14 protein-coding genes and 1 tRNA gene are annotated in these 17,392 nt (G+C 70.7%); 12 read left to right on the top strand and 3 right to left on the bottom strand.

Annotation, left to right across the window (positions count from 1 at the left end; all coding sequences use genetic code 11):
- Nucleotides 1-32 precede the first annotated feature (32 nt).
- The 6 genes from ispH (at nt 33) to ACYU7H_RS01830 (ending at nt 4,692) form a co-directional block, all read left to right on the top strand.
- Nucleotides 33-983 carry a 4-hydroxy-3-methylbut-2-enyl diphosphate reductase gene (gene ispH / locus ACYU7H_RS01855; protein WP_460812019.1) on the top strand — a complete coding sequence of 317 codons (951 nt, stop codon included), beginning with the start codon at nt 33-35 and terminating at the stop codon, nt 981-983.
- A gap of 71 nt (nt 984-1,054) precedes the next feature.
- Nucleotides 1,055-1,315 (top strand): hypothetical protein, encoded by a 261-nt coding sequence (locus ACYU7H_RS01850; protein ID WP_460812017.1) that lies wholly within the window; start codon nt 1,055-1,057, stop codon nt 1,313-1,315.
- Between the two features lie 115 nt (nt 1,316-1,430).
- Nucleotides 1,431-1,506 (top strand) — tRNA-Thr (locus ACYU7H_RS01845).
- Between the two features lie 194 nt (nt 1,507-1,700).
- The gene (locus tag ACYU7H_RS01840; RefSeq protein WP_460812015.1) at nt 1,701-2,210 is read left to right on the top strand and encodes a VanZ family protein; all 510 of its coding nucleotides are present in this window, start codon (nt 1,701-1,703) and stop codon (nt 2,208-2,210) included.
- 64 nt (nt 2,211-2,274) lie between these two features.
- Nucleotides 2,275-3,285, top strand: coding sequence for an NAD-dependent epimerase (locus ACYU7H_RS01835; protein WP_460812013.1), 1,011 nt, complete (start codon nt 2,275-2,277; stop codon nt 3,283-3,285).
- Between the two features lie 132 nt (nt 3,286-3,417).
- Complete coding sequence (locus ACYU7H_RS01830) at nt 3,418-4,692, top strand: nucleotide sugar dehydrogenase (protein ID WP_460812011.1); 1,275 nt, start codon at nt 3,418-3,420, stop codon at nt 4,690-4,692.
- Nucleotides 4,693-4,713: 21 nt separating this feature from the next.
- On the opposite strand, the gene ACYU7H_RS01825 is transcribed toward ACYU7H_RS01830, so the two are convergent.
- On the bottom strand, nt 4,714-5,616 hold the full coding sequence (locus tag ACYU7H_RS01825) for a ribonuclease H-like domain-containing protein (protein ID WP_460812009.1): 903 nt from the start codon (nt 5,614-5,616) through the stop codon (nt 4,714-4,716).
- The gene (locus tag ACYU7H_RS01820) at nt 5,613-8,153 is read right to left on the bottom strand and encodes a DEAD/DEAH box helicase (protein ID WP_460812007.1); all 2,541 of its coding nucleotides are present in this window, start codon (nt 8,151-8,153) and stop codon (nt 5,613-5,615) included. The genes ACYU7H_RS01825 and ACYU7H_RS01820 overlap by 4 nt, the downstream gene beginning before the upstream one ends.
- 226 nt (nt 8,154-8,379) lie before the next feature.
- On the opposite strand from ACYU7H_RS01820, the gene ACYU7H_RS01815 reads away from it, so the two are divergent.
- The 5 genes from ACYU7H_RS01815 (at nt 8,380) to ACYU7H_RS01795 (ending at nt 14,761) form a co-directional block, all read left to right on the top strand.
- Entirely contained in the window at nt 8,380-9,291 is a 912-nt protein-coding gene (locus tag ACYU7H_RS01815; RefSeq protein WP_460812005.1) for a DUF808 domain-containing protein, read from the top strand.
- Nucleotides 9,292-9,475: 184 nt separating this feature from the next.
- The gene (gene radA / locus ACYU7H_RS01810; RefSeq protein ID WP_460812003.1) at nt 9,476-10,867 is read left to right on the top strand and encodes a DNA repair protein RadA; all 1,392 of its coding nucleotides are present in this window, start codon (nt 9,476-9,478) and stop codon (nt 10,865-10,867) included.
- Between the two features lie 206 nt (nt 10,868-11,073).
- Nucleotides 11,074-12,462 carry a DUF4331 domain-containing protein gene (locus ACYU7H_RS01805; protein WP_460812001.1) on the top strand — a complete coding sequence of 463 codons (1,389 nt, stop codon included), beginning with the start codon at nt 11,074-11,076 and terminating at the stop codon, nt 12,460-12,462.
- Between the two features lie 77 nt (nt 12,463-12,539).
- Nucleotides 12,540-13,658: a tetratricopeptide repeat protein gene (locus ACYU7H_RS01800; protein ID WP_460811999.1), complete on the top strand. Its 1,119-nt coding sequence runs from the start codon at nt 12,540-12,542 to the stop codon at nt 13,656-13,658.
- Nucleotides 13,655-14,761, top strand: a complete 1,107-nt coding sequence (locus ACYU7H_RS01795) for a HupE/UreJ family protein (protein WP_460811998.1) — start codon at nt 13,655-13,657, stop codon at nt 14,759-14,761. Before ACYU7H_RS01800 ends, ACYU7H_RS01795 begins: the two co-directional genes overlap by 4 nt.
- A gap of 9 nt (nt 14,762-14,770) precedes the next feature.
- On the opposite strand, the gene ACYU7H_RS01790 is transcribed toward ACYU7H_RS01795, so the two are convergent.
- Nucleotides 14,771-15,565, bottom strand: a complete 795-nt coding sequence (locus ACYU7H_RS01790; RefSeq protein ID WP_460811996.1) for a cytochrome C assembly family protein — start codon at nt 15,563-15,565, stop codon at nt 14,771-14,773.
- Nucleotides 15,566-15,867: 302 nt separating this feature from the next.
- Between ACYU7H_RS01790 and ffh the strand changes: the two genes are divergently transcribed.
- Nucleotides 15,868-17,238: a signal recognition particle protein gene (ffh, locus tag ACYU7H_RS01785; protein WP_460811995.1), complete on the top strand. Its 1,371-nt coding sequence runs from the start codon at nt 15,868-15,870 to the stop codon at nt 17,236-17,238.
- Nucleotides 17,239-17,392 lie beyond the last annotated feature (154 nt).

Here is a 17,392-nt window from a genome sequence, read left to right as displayed (position 1 = left end):
CCGCAGGGCCCGCGGCGCGTAAAATGGGCGCGATGGACGTCCTGCTCGCCAACCCCCGCGGCTTCTGCGCCGGCGTCGACCGCGCGATCGAAATCGTGAACCGCGCCATCGACCTGCTCGGCGCGCCGATCTACGTGCGCCACGAGGTCGTCCACAACCGCTTCGTGGTCGACGAACTGCGCGCCCGCGGCGCCGTCTTCGTCGAGGAACTGGACGAGGTCCCCGACGGCAATACGGTCATCTTCTCCGCCCACGGCGTCTCCCAGGCCGTGCGCGCCGAGGCCGAGCGCCGCGGCCTGAAGGTGTTCGACGCCACCTGTCCGCTGGTGACCAAGGTGCACCTCGAGGTCGCCCGCCAGTGCCGCGCCGGCCGCGACATGGTCCTGATCGGCCACGCCGGCCACCCCGAGGTCGAGGGCACGATGGGCCAGTGGGCGAAGGAGGGCGCCAACGGCGCGATCCACCTGGTCGAGGACCTGGACGACGTCGCCACGCTCGCGCTCGCCCAGCCGGACAACTGCGCCTACACCTCGCAGACGACCCTGTCGGTCGACGACACCCGCGGGATGATCAACGCGCTCAAGGCCCGTTTCCCCGCGATCCAGGGCCCGAAGAACGACGACATCTGCTACGCCACCCAGAACCGCCAGGACGCCGTGCGCGACCTGGCGCGCGAGTGCGACCTGATCCTGGTCGTCGGCTCGCCCAACAGCTCCAACTCAAACCGGCTGCGTGAGCTGGCCGAGCGCGAGGGCGTCGAGGCCCACCTGATCGACGGCGCGGGGGACATCGATCCCGCCTGGGTCGAGGGCCGCGCCCGCGTGGGTGTCACCGCCGGCGCCTCGGCCCCGGACGTGCTGGTCCGCGGCGTGCTCGCGCGCCTGCGCGAACTGGGCGGCGGCGATGCCCGCGAACTGGCCGGCCAGCCGGAGAACATGGTCTTCGCGCTGCCCAAGGAGCTTCGCGTCCAGCTGGTCGACTGAACCGGTTGGGTCTAGACTCCGCCAGCCGTCCGCGCGGGTTCGCCGCGGCGGGTCCAGCGAAAGGGGGCAGCATGGACGAGATCTCGATCGAAGACCTGGCCCTGCTCGAGGTCCTCAAGCGGGTCGACCAGCAGATCGAACTGAAGTCGGGCGACACCGAAATCCACCAGCGGCTGGTCCAGAGCGGGCTGCTGGCGGAAGACGAGGATGGCGTCTTCCGCCTGACACCCGCGGGCGTGGAAATGTGCAAGTCCCTCCAGCATCGCGTGGCCGCCGACCTCGAGGCGGCGCGCATCCTGGCCGAGCGGGAGGGGGAGCAGGCCCCCGGCTAGCCCGCGGGGGCAGTGCACCGTCGCGTGCCGCACGGCGCCCGGGATTCCGGCAGTTGGTGTCGCCTGCCGAACCCGGTAGAATTCCCACCCTTGGCCGGCATCGCCCGCCAACCCCGCCGGAATAGCTCAGTTGGTAGAGCGGCGCATTCGTAATGCGTAGGTCGTAGGTTCGAATCCTATTTCCGGCACCAGATCCAGGAGGCCCGCTTCGGCGGGCCTTCGTCGTTTCCGGAACATTGCCGCGTGGACCTCCGCCACGAGCGCGGGCGATTCGCGGGCTGTCCTGAATCCCCTGCCTGGACCCGCGTCGACGGGCATCGGCGCTCCAACCGTTTGGGTTTGGTGTTCTCGCTATCATGGCCACGTTCCGCGGCCACGGGCTTCGGTGCTCGAACCGCATTGGGGCGCAACGACGTTGAACGGTGCCGACCTGCTGCTAGCCACGCTCGCCCTCTGCGTCGGGCTGGTGCTGGCCCGGCTTTGCGTGCCGACGATCCGGGCGCTCCTGTTCGTGTCGACCCTGGTGGTGTCCGGGTTGCTGTTCATTCCCGGCGCGACGCTGAAGGCATGGGTCGGTGCCCATCGCGTCGACGCCCTCGAAGCGGTCGTGGCCCGGACGCCATGGGACATTCCCGACTGGGTGCACCTGGCCGCCTTCTTCTGGCTGACCCTGTTGCTGTGGGTGGGTTGTCGCCGGCTCCGGAACGGGCCTGGGGTGTTGTTGCTGTGCGGGCTGGCGGTCGCGGCCGAGTTCGCGCAGTGGCTGACCGACAGCCGGGAGGTCCGGCTCGCCGATGCCGGCATCAACCTGCTGGGGGTCGCGACGGGGGTCTGCCTCGGCGCAGCGTGGGTCTGGCGGACGCGGACGGCGCCGGTCGACGCGGGAACGCCCTAGATCCCCTCCACTTTCCGTTTGAATCCACGGAAGACGTTCCGCGGGTGTTCGCCAGGGAGCTCCAATGAAAGTCCTCGTCACCGGCACCGCCGGCTTCATCGGCTCCCACGTCGCCCACAGGCTCCTCGCGCGCGGCGACACCGTCGTCGGCTTCGACAACCTCAACGACTACTACGACGTCACCCTCAAGCAGGCCCGGCTGGCGCGCCTGCAGGACGTGCCCGGCTACACGCACGTGACAGCGGACCTCTCCGACCGCGCGGCGGTGGAGTCCGTCTTCGCCCGTCACGCGCCCGAGCGGGTCGTGCACCTCGCGGCGCAGGCCGGCGTGCGCTATGCGGCGGAGAACCCGCACGTGTACGCCAGCAGCAACGTCACCGGCACGCTGCACGTGCTGGAGGGCTGCCGCCACCATGGCGTCGGGCACCTGGTCTTCGCCTCCACCAGTTCGGTGTACGGCGCCAACCTGGACATGCCGTTCTCCGAGCACGCGTCCACGGAGCATCCGCTCACCCTGTACGCGGCCACCAAGAAGGCCAACGAGCAGATGGCGCATGCCTATGCGCACCTGTACGGCATCCCGTGCACGGGCCTGCGCTTCTTCACCGTCTACGGCCCGTGGGGCCGGCCGGACATGGCGCTGTTCCTGTTCACGCGCGCGATCCTGGCCGGCGAGCCCATCCGCGTGTTCAACCACGGCCACCACAAGCGCAGCTTCACCTACGTGGACGACATCGCGGAGGGCGTGGTGCGCGTGCTCGACAGGCCGCCGTCCAAGGACGCGGCGTGGGACGGCCGGGCGCCGGACCCGGCCAGCAGTGGCGTGGCGCCGTACCGCATCTTCAACATCGGCAACGAACAGCCGGTGGAACTGCTGCGGTACATCGAGGTGCTGGAGCAGTGCCTGGGCCGGAAGGCGGTGATGGAGATGCTGCCGCTGCAGGCCGGCGACGTGCCGGATACCGAAGCCGACGTCTCGGACCTCGCGGCGGCAACGGGCTACCGCCCCGTCGTGCCCGTCGAGGAAGGCGTGGCGCGCTTCGTCGAGTGGTACCGGGACTACTACGAACCCTGATGCCATTGACCGGGCGCGCCGGCGCCTGACGTTTCCGGGAAGGGATGCGGGGGCCATGCGTCCCGGGCGATATGATCTCCCCAGCTTGCGGGGGACGCCGCGGCACTCCACGGCAGGAAACGGGGACATCGGATGCGGTCAATCGAAGACGCCCGCGTGTGCGTGGTGGGACTGGGCTACGTCGGGCTGCCGTTGGCGGTGGCCTTCGGCCGGGAGTTCGACACCGTTGGATTCGACATCGACGCCGGGCGGGTCGATGAACTGCGGCGGGGACGGGACCGGACCGGGGAGACCTCGGCGGAGGAGCTGGCGTCGGCGACGCGCCTGGCGTTGACGTCCGATGCCGCCGCCATCGAGGACCGCAACGTCTACGTCATCACCGTGCCCACCCCGGTGGACGAGGCGACGCGCCCCGACCTGCGGCCGCTCGAGGCGGCCAGCGCGCTGGTCGGCGGGCGGATCAGGCCGGGCGACGTGGTGGTCTACGAATCGACGGTCTACCCGGGCACAACCGAGGAAGTGTGCGTTCCCATCCTCGAACGGGCCTCCGGCCTGGCCTTCGGCACCGACTTCCACGTCGGCTACAGCCCGGAGCGCATCAACCCGGGTGACCGGGCACGGCGGCTGCCGGACATCATGAAGGTCACCTCCGGTTCGTCCCCGGAGGCCGCGGCCTTCGTGGACGCGCTGTACCGGCGCATCGTGCCCGCCGGCACCCACCTTGCGCCGAGCATCAAGGTCGCCGAGGCGGCCAAGGTCATCGAGAACACGCAGCGCGACCTCAACATCGCGCTGGTCAACGAACTGGCGATGATCTTCCACACCATGGGGATCGACACCCAGGACGTGCTCGCCGCCGCCGGCACGAAGTGGAACTTCCTGCCGTTCCGCCCGGGGCTGGTGGGCGGGCACTGCATCGGCGTGGATCCCTACTACCTGACGCACAAGGCGACGGTGCTGGGCTACCACCCGGAGCTGATCCTCACCGCGCGCCGCATCAACAGCCGCATGGGCCTGTACGTCGCGCACGAGGTGCTGCGGCTGATGGCGCGCAAGCGGATCCACGCGGTCGATTCGCGCATCCTGGTGCTTGGCGTGACCTTCAAGGAGGACTGCCCGGACCTGCGCAACACGCGCGTGGTCGAGGTGATCCACGAACTGCAGGCCGCCAACGCCCGTGTCGAGGCCTACGACCCCGTGGCCGACGCGGCGCAGGCGAAGGCCGAGGTCGGCGACGCCTGGATCGAAGCGCCGACGGGGACCTACGACGCGATCGTGCTCGCAGTGCCCCACGCCACGTTGCTCCGGGATGGCGCCGACGGCGTGCTGCGCCATGCGAAGCCGGACTGCGTCGTCTATGACGTCAAGGGCGCGCTGCCCGCAGGACGCGTCGACGGGCGCTTGTGACGCGGGGGGGCGCCCGAGCGCTCAGGCGGCGAGGTGGAGGAGCAGCCGGGCGAGGGTGACCACGTCCTGGTGGTTGTGCCTCGCGACGCCGCGAAGCTTCGCCGCGGAACCCCCGCGCAGGTAGCCCAGCCACGCCGCCGGCGCCTCGCTGCCCGGCACGTCGTCCTCGCGCACGATCGACAGCGCATTGCGCTCGATCGTCGCGAGCCTGCAGTTCTCCCACCGTCCCTTGTACCGGCGGCGCGTGGGATGAAGCAGGTCGAGGTGATCGATGCCCGCAAGCGGCGTGCCCATTCGCGCGAGGCGGAACCGTCCGGCGAGCAGTGGCGCGTCGTAGCTGCGGCCGTTGTAGCTCACCAGCTGCGTGCCGGGGCGCAGCCAGGAGGCGAACGCCTCGAGCATGGCGGGCTCCGCGCCGGTGCCGGTGATCAGCAGTTGCCGGACGTGCAGTTGTCCGCCGGCCCAGTGCGCGGCGCCGATCATGAAGGCGCGGGTGCCCACGCCACCGGCCAGGCCGGTGGTTTCGGTGTCGAAGAACAGCATGTCGGCGGTCGGCAGCGCGTCGCGCCGGGCGAACGCGCCGTCGACGTCGGGCGGGACATCCGGTGCGGGGAGTGACGCCTCGGCGTAGTGCAGGCCACGGGCGATCTCCACGCCCGGCACCTCGCGATCGTCGCTGCGCAGCGTGGGCATCCCGCGTTGCCGGATCCGCAACAGTGACCGCAACGCCGGCGCGTCCACGGCGGGGCGTCCGCCGGGAATCGACACACTCCCTGTAGGAGCGCACCTCGGGGCGCGACCCCGCGCAAGGCCGTCCCCATCCAGCACGTCCGGCCGGCGCGCCACCTCCTTCGCGAGCGCCGCACTGGACGTCCGCCCGGCCTGCCGCGACAGCGCCCGCAACCGCTCCAGCGCCACGCTCATGTCTGTGCGTCCCGCGGATTCCACGCATCCGCGGCGTCAGCGTTCCGGATGTCCACCGCGCTCTCCGCCTCCAGCGCGTCCTGCGCCTCCAGCGCGGCGAGGACGGTGACCGCGAGCTCGCGCGGGGTCACGCCAGGTCCCGTGTCCAGCGCCGGGCCCACGCACGCCGGGCATCCGGCCTTGCAGTCGCAGCCGTCGACCAGTTCCCGTGCGTTGCGCACCAGATCCGACTGGCGGCGCCACAGCGGCTCGCTCAGGCCCACGCCGCCCGGGTAGTTGTCGTAGAGGAACACGGTGGGAACGAACGCGTCGGCCGTGCGCGGATCCTTGACGCCTTCGTCGAGCGAGCGCAGCTGCCCGCGGCCCCGCCCGTCGGCCTGCGCGAACCACGCCCCGTCGCCGCTGCCGACCGCCTTCCGCAGGTCGGCGGCATCGGCCATCACCGCCACCTTGGCCACCACGTGCAGCGCGTGCGCCGCGCCCAGGAACCCGTCGAGCATGTCCTGCCGCGACTCGAACAAGGCTTCCAAGGTCGCCTGCGGCAGTTGCCACCACGCCGCCGAGGTGTGCATCTCCTGGTCGGGCAGGTTCACCGGCCCGTAGCCGATGTTCTCGTGGGTGTAGTAGCGGATCTTCTTGTAGCCCGACACGCGCCGGACCACGTGGACTTCGCCGTGGTGGCACCCGCCCTCGCCGGCGATCGACCCGTCGAAGCGCTCCAGCACCTTGAGCTTGGTGTAGTCGATCGCGTCCGTGTAGTAGTCCACGTGCGTCCGGGTCACGAAGGCCTTGCGGCCCTCCCAGTCCAGGTGCTCGACCTGGTAGGGCGTGGACTGGACCATGTGGATCGCGCCCTCGTAGAGCATCAGCGGGGCGGAGCTGTAGTCGACCTCGGCGATGATCACCTGCCGTCCGTCGGTGCGGTCCACGACCACGAAGTTGCCGTCGGCGACCGACCGCAGGTTGACCGCATTGGCCGGGTAGCTGTCGGCGATCCACTCCCAGCGCCCGCCCTCCGGGTGGACCACGCCGTCCTCGGCCAGCAGCTCCAGGTAGACGTGCGGGTCGACCTCGCCGAACCGCTCGCCGGTGCGGAAGGGCAGCTCGAACGCCGCGCAGCGGATGTGGTCGAGCAGGATCACCGGCTGGTCCGGCGCGATGCGGGCGTGCTCGGGCGGGGCGTCGGCGAAGAAGGCCGGGTTGCGGACCACGTACTGGTCCAGCGGGTCGGAACTGGCCACCAGCACGCCGACCGCGGCCTGCTGGCGCCGCCCGGCGCGGCCGAAGCGCTGCCACGTGCCGGAGATCGAGCCCGGGTACCCGTTGAGCACCACCACGTCCAGGCTGCCGATGTCCACGCCCAGTTCCAGCGCGGAGGTCGAGACGATGCCGTCGATGTTGCCCGCGCGCATGGCGCGCTCGGCGTCGCGCCGTTCGGTGGGCAGGTAGCCGCCGCGGTACGCGCGGATCCGGGCCGGCTTGCGCGGATCGTGGTCGAACACGTCCTTCAGGTACTTGGTCAGCACCTCGACCATCGTCCGCGACTGCGCGAACACCAGCGTCTTCAACCCGGCCTTGATGGCGGCGCGGGCGATCCGGTTGGTCTGCGACCGGGCGGAGGCGCGCAGGCCGAGGTCCGGGTTCACCACCGGCGGGTTCCACAGCAGTACGTGCTTCTCGCCGGAGGGCGCGCCGGACTCGGTGATTGCGGTGGCATCGGCCTCGATCAGCGCCTCGGCGTGCGCCTTGGCATTGCCGATCGTCGCCGAGCACAGGATGAACTGCGGGTTCGACCCGTAGAACGCACACACCCGCCGCAGCCGCCGCAGCACGTTGGCCAGGTGCGAGCCGAACACGCCGCGGTACGTGTGGATCTCGTCGATCACCACGTACTGCAGCGACTCGAAGAACTGCGCCCACTTGGTGTGGTGGGGCAGGATCCCCTGGTGGAGCATGTCCGGGTTGGACACCACGATGTCACCGGCCAGCCGGATGGCCTGGCGCTGGTCGCCAGGGGTGTCGCCGTCGAAGGTGGCCGCGCGGATGCCCAGCTCGCCGGCACGGCTGAGTTCGATCAGCTCGGCGACCTGGTCCTGCGCCAGGGCCTTGGTCGGGAACAGGTACAGGGCCTTGGCCTTGCGCTCCATGGCCGCGGACACGACCGGCAGGGTGTAGCAGAGCGACTTGCCCGAGGCGGTGGGCGTGGCGACCACCACGTGCTCGCCCCGGCGGGCCGCGTCCCAAGCCTCGGCCTGGTGGCTGTGCAGCGACTCGATGCCGCGCGAGCGCAACGCGCGGGCGAGCGGGGCGGGCAGGTCATCGGGCAGCGGCGCGCTGCGGCCCGCGTTGGCAGGAATAACGAAGTGGCCGGTCACCCGGTCCAGGTACTTGCGGCGCAGGCGCGTGGCGAGCGTGCCGCCGTCTCGGGCCGGCGCGCGCGCCGGCACCTGCGGCCACGGCACGCTGGCCTGCAGCGCCGTGCCGGTGGCGGGGGCGTCGGGATCGGTCGAATCGACCCGTTGGAGCTGGCTGTGCATGGCGTGCCCTCGGTGCGGGCGGCCAGTGCAACCGATGTGCGTCTCACCACGTGGGACGCATGCTCCTCCCCCTGCGTGCAGGGGGAGGTTGGGAGGAGGTGCTCCTGCCTGCGCAAGCCAGGAGCCCCCCTCCCCAACCCTCCCCTGCAAGCAGGGGAGGGAGTGACGACGCGGCGGAGACGCGCGCCTGCCACAATGCGGCGCTCACCGCATCCGGAACCCCCGCATGGCCGGCGCCAGCCTGTTCACCCTGCTCGACGACATCGCCTCGGTCCTGGACGACGTGGCGGTGCTCACCAAGGTCGCGGCGAAGAAGACGGCCGGCGTGCTCGGCGACGACCTGGCGCTCAACGCCCAGCAGGTGACCGGCGTGCACGCGGCCCGCGAACTGCCGGTGGTTTGGGCGGTCGCCAAGGGCTCGGCGATCAACAAGGCCATCCTCGTGCCGGCCGCACTGGCGATCAGCGCCTTTGTCCCCGTGCTGGTCACGCCGCTGATGATGATCGGCGGCGCCTACCTCGTGTTCGAGGGCATGGAGAAGGTGCTGCACCGCTTCCTGCATTCGAAGGAGGAAGACGCCGCGCACCACGATGAACTCGTCCAGGCGGTCGCCGACGAGGACATCGACCTCGTCGCCTTCGAGAAGCAGAAGATCAAGGGCGCGATCCGAACCGACTTCATCCTGTCGGCGGAAATCATCGTGCTCTCGCTGGGCGTGGTCGATGGGCAGCCGCTGGCGCAGCAGGCGCTGGTGCTGACCCTGATCGCCGCGGCGATGACCGTCGGCGTGTACGGCCTGGTGGCGGGCATCGTGAAGATGGACGATGCCGGCGAGCACCTGGCGGCCAAGGAGGGCGCGGTCGCCGCGCTCGGACGCGGGCTGGTGTATTCGGCGCCGTACCTGATGAAGTTCCTCTCGGTGGCCGGCACCGCGGCGATGTTCCTGGTGGGTGGCGGCATCCTTGCCCACTCGATCCCGGCGGTCCACCACTGGATCGAAGGCATCGCGCCGGAAGGCTGGGCCGGCGTGCTCGTCGAATCGCTGGCCAATGCCGCCATCGGGATGGCCGTGGGCGCGGTGATCGTCGGCGTGGTCACCCTGTTCCAGCGCATGCGCAGCAAGCCCGCCGCGGCGTAGCGGACGCACCCACCGTAGGAGCGCCTCTACAGGCGCGATCCCGCGCCACCATGGCGTGCCTGGCCGACTGGGCGACCGAAGAATCACTGGCGCCGGCGGCATTCGCGCGCGTAGGCGCGCTCCTACAGGGGGCGCTGGTGTTCGGGTCTCGCGGGGCGAGACGCCTGCCCGCACAATGGCGCCCATGGGGAAGACCACCACCAAGGCCCGCACCGCCTACGTGTGCACGCAATGCGGTTCGGACCATTCCAAGTGGCAGGGCCAGTGCAGCGCCTGCGGCGAATGGGACACGCTGACCGAATTCGTGGTGGAACCCGCGGCCGCCCGCCGGGTGGCCACGCCGCCGCGCAAGGCCGGCTGGGCCGGTGGCGCGGACGCACCGGCGGTCGTTGCGCTGTCCGAAGTCCAGTCGGGCGCCCACGCGCGCGTGTCCACCGGCATCGGCGAACTCGACCGCGTGCTTGGCGGCGGCCTGGTGGAGGGCGCGGTGGTGCTGGTCGGCGGCGACCCGGGCATCGGCAAGTCGACACTGCTGCTGCAGGCAGCCGCGAGGATGGGCACCACGCTCCCGGGCCTGTACGTCACCGGCGAGGAGTCGCTGGCCCAGGTCGCCGGCCGCGCGCAGCGGCTGGGGCTGCCGCTCGAGGGCGTGTCGGCGCTGGCCGAAACCGGCGTCGAGCGCATCCTCGCGCACGCGTCGGAGGCGCGCCCGCGCCTGATCGTCGCCGACTCGATCCAGACGCTGTGGACCGACACCCTCACCGCCGCGGCGGGCTCCGTCAGCCAGGTGCGCGAGTCGGCCGCGCGCCTGGTGCGCTTCGCCAAGGAGACCGGCACCGCCGTGTTCCTGGTCGGCCACGTCACCAAGGAGGGCGGCATCGCCGGCCCGCGCGTGCTCGAGCACATGGTCGACGCGGTGCTCTATTTCGAGGGCGAGAGCGGCAGCCGCTACCGGGTGCTGCGCGCGTTCAAGAACCGCTTCGGCGCGGTCAACGAACTGGGTGTGTTCGCGATGGGCGACGCCGGGCTCAAGGAAGTCCCGAACCCGTCGGCGATCTTCCTGTCCGGCGGCAGCCTGCAGCAGCCCGGCAGTTGCGTGATGGTCACGCGCGAGGGCACGCGCCCGTTGCTCGTCGAGGTCCAGGCGCTGGTCGATTCATCGCCGCTGTCCAACCCGCGCCGCGTGGCCGTGGGCCTTGAGGGCAACCGCCTCGCGATGCTGCTGGCGGTGCTGCACCGCCATGGCGGGGTGGGCACCGGCGACCAGGACGTGTTCGTCAACGTGGTCGGCGGCATGCGCCTGCAGGAGACCGCCGCCGACCTCCCGGTGCTGCTGGCGGTGCTGTCGTCGCTGCGCGACCGCCCGCTGGCCGAGAAGACGATCGCGTTCGGCGAGGTTGGCCTGTCCGGCGAGATCCGGCCCGTGCCCAACGGCGAGGAGCGCCTGAAGGAGGCCGCCACCCACGGCTTCGCGCGCGCGATCGTGCCGAGGGCCAATGCGCCGAAATCCGGCCGCATCCGCGACTTGGAAGTCATCGCCGTGGAGCGGCTCGCCGACGCGCTCGAAGTGGCGTAGCGGGCGGCCGAAGGCGGGGAATCCCCCCGCGCGTCCATTCAGGTCGACCGGCTCCGCGCCTCGCGCGGGTCGCTGCGTCGTTCAGGGGAAGCCGGGTGACCGGCGCTGCATCCGTCGCCCGCCGGCGACCGTAACCCCTGCCTGAACGACCGGGATCGTCCCGGGCCGCTCGCGTCGACACCGTCTTCCGAACCAGGAGCTCGACCATGAAATCCGCGAAATTCGCGCCGATCGCAGCGGTGCTCGCATTGGCATGCGGGACCACCGTGCTCGCTTCCAGCCACCGGGAGGCGCCGCTCGTGACGGGAACGCCCAAGGTGGATGCCACCGATTTCTACATGTTCAGGAGTTATGAACCCGACCGGCAGGGGTTCGTGACGTTCCTCGCCAACTACCAGCCCCTGCAGGATCCCTACGGCGGTCCGAACTACTTCCTCATGGATCCGCGCGCGGTGTATGCGATCCACGTCGACAGCGACGGCGACGCGTTGCCCAACCATTCCTTCTATTTCCGCTTCTACAACAAGTACAAGAACCTCACGGTCCCGGTCGATGGACGGGACATGCCCGTTCCATTGAGCAACATCGGCCCGTTCGGCGACAGCGGCGCGCAGAACGCCGCCCTGAACGTGGACCAGTCGTACGTCGTCGTGGCGCGGATGAACCAGGGCGAGCCGCGGGTGGCGACGAACTGGAGCCTGAGGAATCCGGGGCCGATGTTCCTCAAGCCGTTCGACAACATCGGCAACAAGTCGATCCCCAACTACGGGTCCTACGCCGACCGGCACGTTTCGCGCATCCAGGTCGACGGATGCCCCTTCGAAGGCCGCGTGTTCGTCGGACAGCGCAGGGAGGGCTTCGCGGTGAACCTCGGCGAGGTCTTCGACCTCGTGAACACCAACCCGGTCGGTGAACGCGACGCGGAACCCAATGCGCTCACGGACAAGAACGTCACCACGATCGCCCTCGAATTCCCGATCTCGTGCCTGACCAACGGCGATCCGGTGATCGGTGCGTGGACAAGTGCCTACCTTCCGGATGCCAACGGCAACCAGCGTCCCGTCTCCCGCCTGGGCATGCCGCTCGTCAACGAGGTGGTCGTCGGCCTGCCCGACAAGGACGCCTTCAACGCGTCCCAGCCGTACTTCGACAGGCAGTTCGCCGACTACGTGACGCGGCCGACGCTGCCCATCCTGCTGCAGGCGCTGTTCGGCGTGCAGGCGCCGACGACCTACCCCAGGTCGGACCTGGTGGCGGCATTCCTGACGGGACTTGACGGCCTCAACAAGCCGTCTCCATACGTCCGGCCGGCCGAGATGTTGCGCCTGAACACGTCGATCGCGCCGAAGGCGCCTGCCAGCCAGATGGACCTGGGGGCCCTGGCGGGTGACGTGGCCGGCTTCCCGAACGGTCGGCGGCCGGGCGACGACGTCGTCGACATCGAACTGCGCGTGGCGATGGGGGCCCTGCTGAGCGCGTCGGAGGCGCCGGATGGCCAATTGCCCTACACCGATGGCGTCCGCATGGACGCGACGGCATTCAGGCCGGGGTTCCCGTACCTCAATACGCCGCTTCCCGGCGCGCCTGCGAACTGAAGGCGATGTCGCCGGACAGCGCCTCTCGCGGTCGGGTGCAAGCCCGGCCGCGATCGTCCATCGCGAGGGCGACGCGGTTGATCGTGATCGCCTGGCTGGCCGGTGCCTGCGCGCTGTCCGGCTGCACGGAGGGCGGGGACGGGATGCCGCGCGCGTATGTCCCCGAGTCCCGGGACCACATCGTGGAACACCTGCCCGAAGGGTTTTCCAGTGGGTCGCAGGATGGCGAACCGGATTCCCCCGCCGACAGGGTCGAGACACTGCTCGCGCTGGCGGCGACCACGGGCGACGGACGGTTTGCGGGTCGCGCGTCCGCGTTGCTGGAAAGCCTGCCTCGGGAGCAGCTCCGGAGCGTGCGCATGCAGGGCCTGCACGCGTCCGTCCTCCAGCACGGGCATCGTTTCGAAGACGCCGGGACCCTGCTGGACGCCGCCATCCGGTCCGCGCCCCGGGATGGAGAGCTGCGGCTGGCCCGGGCGCAATTGCGCCTTGTGCAGGGACGGATCCGGGCGGCCCGCGAGGATTGCCGTGCCCTGGCGGTGGGCCTGGACGCGGCCCGGGGTCTCGTCTGCACGGCCGCCGTCGAGTTGCGCGTGGGCCGATACCGCCAGGCAGGGGAACTCCTGGATCTCAGCCTGTCGCAGGCGATGCCCATGCCGGATGCCGCGACGTATGTCCTCCTGATGCGTGCGGAGGCGGCCTCTCGCGCGAAGCAAGCGGAGGTGGCAGACGCGTGGTTCACGCGTGCCCTTCGCGCGTCACCGGGAGATGCTCGCGTCCTGGTCGCCTGGTCGCGTCATCTCAGGCGGACGGAACGGCCGGAGGCTGCGCTCGAGATGCTTGGAACGGCGCGCGGCCAAGGCGTGATCCGCGTACAGCGCGCATTGGCGGGCGTCGAGGCCGGCGCTGCGGGGGCCATCGATGCGTGCCGCGCCCTGGCCCGGGAGTTCGCACGACTGCGACGGGCAGGGGCCGTCCCCGAGGCCCGGGACGAAGCGGCGTTGATCCTGGCGTGCGGGGAAGATCCCGGACGTGCGCTGGCACTTGCGCTCGAGAACTTCGAGTGCCAGCGGGACCACGAAGACGTGGCGGTCCTGGTCGACGCCGCGCGAGCGGCCGGGCGACCGGAAGCCGTGGACGCCGCCAGGGCATGGGCGAGCCGGGAAGGCGTGCCGGTGGAGGCGATGGTCCAATGACGCGCTGGCGCCTGCTCGCGGTGGGTCTCCTGCTGGGCGCGCTGCCGCCCGTTGCCAGCGCGCACTCGGTGTCGACGGCGCACGTCCTGATCGAGCAAGGGCACGAGGACGGTGACGTCCTGACGCTCGACGTGCCCGTCGTGGACGCCGCATTGGCGTTGCCCCTGGATGCGGACCGCGACGACCGGATTACCTGGGGAGAGGCCTGGGCGCGCCGGCAGGACCTGCTCGAGATGGGCGTCGACGGGATGCGGCTCGAACGCGGGGGGCGAGCGTGCACCCTGCACCCGCGTGGACTCGCCACGCGACGGATCGACGGCCTTGGTCACCTCACGCTCGATTACCGCGTGGCCTGCCCATCGCAAGGTGCGCTGCGCTTCACGTATCGGCTCTTCGCCGAAACGGACCCGGAGCACCGTGCGTTCGTGCGCGTTCGCGAAGGCGCATCGCAGGCCGCGGTCGTCACGGGAGGAAATCGCCAGGGCGTCGCCATTCCAGCGGTGCAGTCGAGCGGATTCTCCAGCTTCTTCGTCGAGGGCATCAGGCACCTGGCCATCGGCTACGACCACATCGCGTTCCTCGTCGCGCTCCTGCTTCCGGCCGGGCTGGCCACGGTGGGCGGTGCATGGCGACCTTCGGGAAGCTTCCGCACGGCGTTGTTCCATTCCGCGGCGGTCGCGACCGCGTTCACGCTCGCCCACTCGCTGACGCTCGCGGCCGCCGTGCTGGGTTGGGTCCGCGTGGACAGTGCGGCGGTCGAAGCGGTCATCGCCGGGAGCATCATCATCGCGGCGCTCGCCAACCTGCGTCCGCGATGGTCGGGGCGGACGTGGAAACTGGCCTTCCTGTTCGGCCTGGTCCATGGCTTCGGATTCGCCGGGGCGCTGTCCGCGCTCGGGCTTCCGGCGTCAGGGCGCACGTGGGCTCTGCTCGGCTTCAACCTGGGCGTCGAGATCGGCCAGCTCGCGATCGTCGTGTTCGCGCTGCCGCCCCTCTACGTGGCGGCGCGAACCCGTTGGTACCGGCACGTCGGCATGCCGCTGGTGTCGCTGGCCGTCGCGGGCCTCGCGCTCTTCTGGCTGGTCGAACGGGTGGGCGGCTAGTCGTCGGCGTCAGCCGACGCCGCGGCCCAGCACCAGTTCGACCACGAACTTGCTGCCGAAGAACGCCAGCGCCAGCAACGCCATGGCCGCCAGCGTCCAGCCCACCGCCGTGCGCCCGCGCCAGCCGCGGCGCCAGCGGCCCAACAGCAGCACCCCGAAGGCCAGCCAGCTGAGCACGCTGAACACCGTCTTGTGCGCCAGGTGCTGGGCGAACATGTCCTCGACGAACAGCACGCCGGTCAAAAGCGTCGCGGTGAGCAGGACGAAGCCGACGGCGATCGTGCGGAAGAGCAGCGATTCGAGCTCGACCAGGGGGGGCAGGGCGCGCATCCACCGGTGGCGCTCGTGGCGGCGCAGCGCACGTTCCTGCGCCCACGACAACAGCGCGAGCAATGCCGCGATCGCCAGCACGGCGTATGCGAGCAGCGCGCACCAGGCGTGCAACTGGATCGGCCAGGGCATCGGCGCGCCCGGGGCCGTCGCCACCGAGGCGTCGCCCACCAGCAGCGTGGCGGCCAGCGGGAACACGAACACGCCCAGCGCGGCCATGCGCCCGCTGGCGCCGAAGAGCGTGGTCAGCGCCGCCATGCCCAGGCCGGTCAGCGAGAGCGCGGCGAAGAAATGCAGGTCCGGCACGCCGGTGGCCTGCCATTCGCGCGCATGGTGGACCGCGTGGAGGACGACGCCCGTGACCGCGACCGCGAGCCAGGCGCGTCCTACGCCGCTGGCCTCGACGGCCATCGTGCGCATGAGCAGCACGGTGGCGGCGAGATAGGCCAGGACAGCAATGAGAACGAGTGTCATCGGCCGAGTGTGGCACAGCCGCGACCCGTCCCGCCCGCCCCAGTCGCCCCGCCCGGCACTGTCGTCCCGAGCGGCCCTGTCGTCCCGAGCGGCACTGTCGTCCCGAGCGGCACTGTCGTCCCGAGCGGCACTGTCGTCCCGAGCGGCACTGTCGTCCCGAGCGGAGCGAGGGACCTGCTTTTGATCGCAACAAGACAAAGCAGGTCCCTCGCTTCGCTCGGGACGACAGGGGGGGCGGAGCCCGTCACCGGCCGGCCGCCTATAATCCGCGGTTCGCTTCCGCTGCCCCCGCAAGGCCCCGCATGTTCGAGTCCCTGACCCAGCGCCTGTCCGGCACCATCGAGCGCCTGCGCGGGCGCGGCCGCCTGACCGAGGAGAACATCCGCGAGGCGACCCGCGAGGTGCGCATCGCGCTGCTGGAGGCCGACGTCGCGCTGCCGGTCGTGCAGGCGCTGGTCGAGCGGATCAAGGTCCGCGCCGTCGGCCAGGAAGTGCTCAAGTCGCTGACCCCGGGCCAGGCCCTGATCAAGGTCGTGCGCGACGAGCTCACGGCGGTGATGGGCGCGCAGGCCACCGACCTCAACCTCAACGTGCCGGCGCCGGCGGTCATCCTGATGGCCGGCCTGCAGGGCGCGGGCAAGACCACCACCGTCGCCAAGCTCGCCAAGCACCTGAGGGAGCGGCGCAGGAAGAAGGTCATGGTCGTGTCGGCCGACGTGTACCGCCCGGCCGCCATCGAGCAGCTGCAGACGCTGGCCGGGCAGGTCGGCGCGCAGTTCTTCGCCTCCGACCCGTCGCAGAAGCCCGAAGCCATCGTCCGCGCGGCGATCGACGAGGCGAGGAAGACGTTCGTGGACGTGCTCATCGTCGACACCGCCGGCCGCCTCGCCATCGACGAGGCGATGATGGCGGAGATCAAGGCCCTGCACGCCGCGACGAATCCGGCCGAGACCCTGTTCGTCGTCGACTCGATGACCGGCCAGGACGCGGCCAACACCGCCAAGGCGTTCTCCGAGGCGCTGCCCCTGACCGGTGTCGTGCTGACCAAGACCGACGGCGACGCCCGCGGCGGCGCGGCGCTGTCGGTGCGCTACGTCACCGGGCGGCCGATCAAGTTCATCGGCACCGGCGAGAAGCCCGACGGGCTGGACGTGTTCCACCCCGACCGCGTCGCCAACCGCATCCTCGACATGGGCGACGTGCTCAGCCTGGTCGAGCAGGTCGAGCGCGACGTCGACAAGGACAAGGCGGCCAAGCTCGCGGCGAAGGTCGCCAAGGGCAAGAAGTTCAACCTCGAGGACATGCGCGACCAGCTCGAGCAGATGCAGGGCATGGGCGGCATCTCCGGCCTGATGGACAAGCTGCCGGGCATGGGCAAGATCCCGGATTCGGTGAAGGCGCAGGTGACGGGCAAGGAGGTGCCGCGCCAGATCGCCATCATCAATTCGATGACCCCGCGCGAGCGCCGCAATCCGGCGCTGCTCAACGGCTCGCGCCGCAAGCGCATCGCCTCCGGCGCCGGGGTGACCCCGGCCGACGTCAACCGCCTGCTGAAGGCCTTCCAGCAGATGGAGAAGATGATGGGCAAGCTCGGCCGCGGCGGCGGCATGAAGGGCATGCTCCGCGGCATGCAGGGAATGATGGGCGGCCGCGGCATGCCCCCGATGCGCTGAGCGGAAGGCTTGCCCCCGTAGGAGCGCGCCTACGCGCGCGATTGCACCCGGGGCCGCGGCCGATTGGCCCCGTGCAGGGGAACAGTTGTGAGGGCGACGGACGAGAGCCTTCGCGCCTGTAGAGGCGCTCCTACGGGGGGTGCGGTCCGCGAGG

The sequence above is a fragment of the Luteimonas pelagia genome (genome assembly GCF_054776035.1).
Note: the sequence above shows the minus strand (reverse complement) of the source record. Positions and strands in the feature narration are given on the sequence as shown.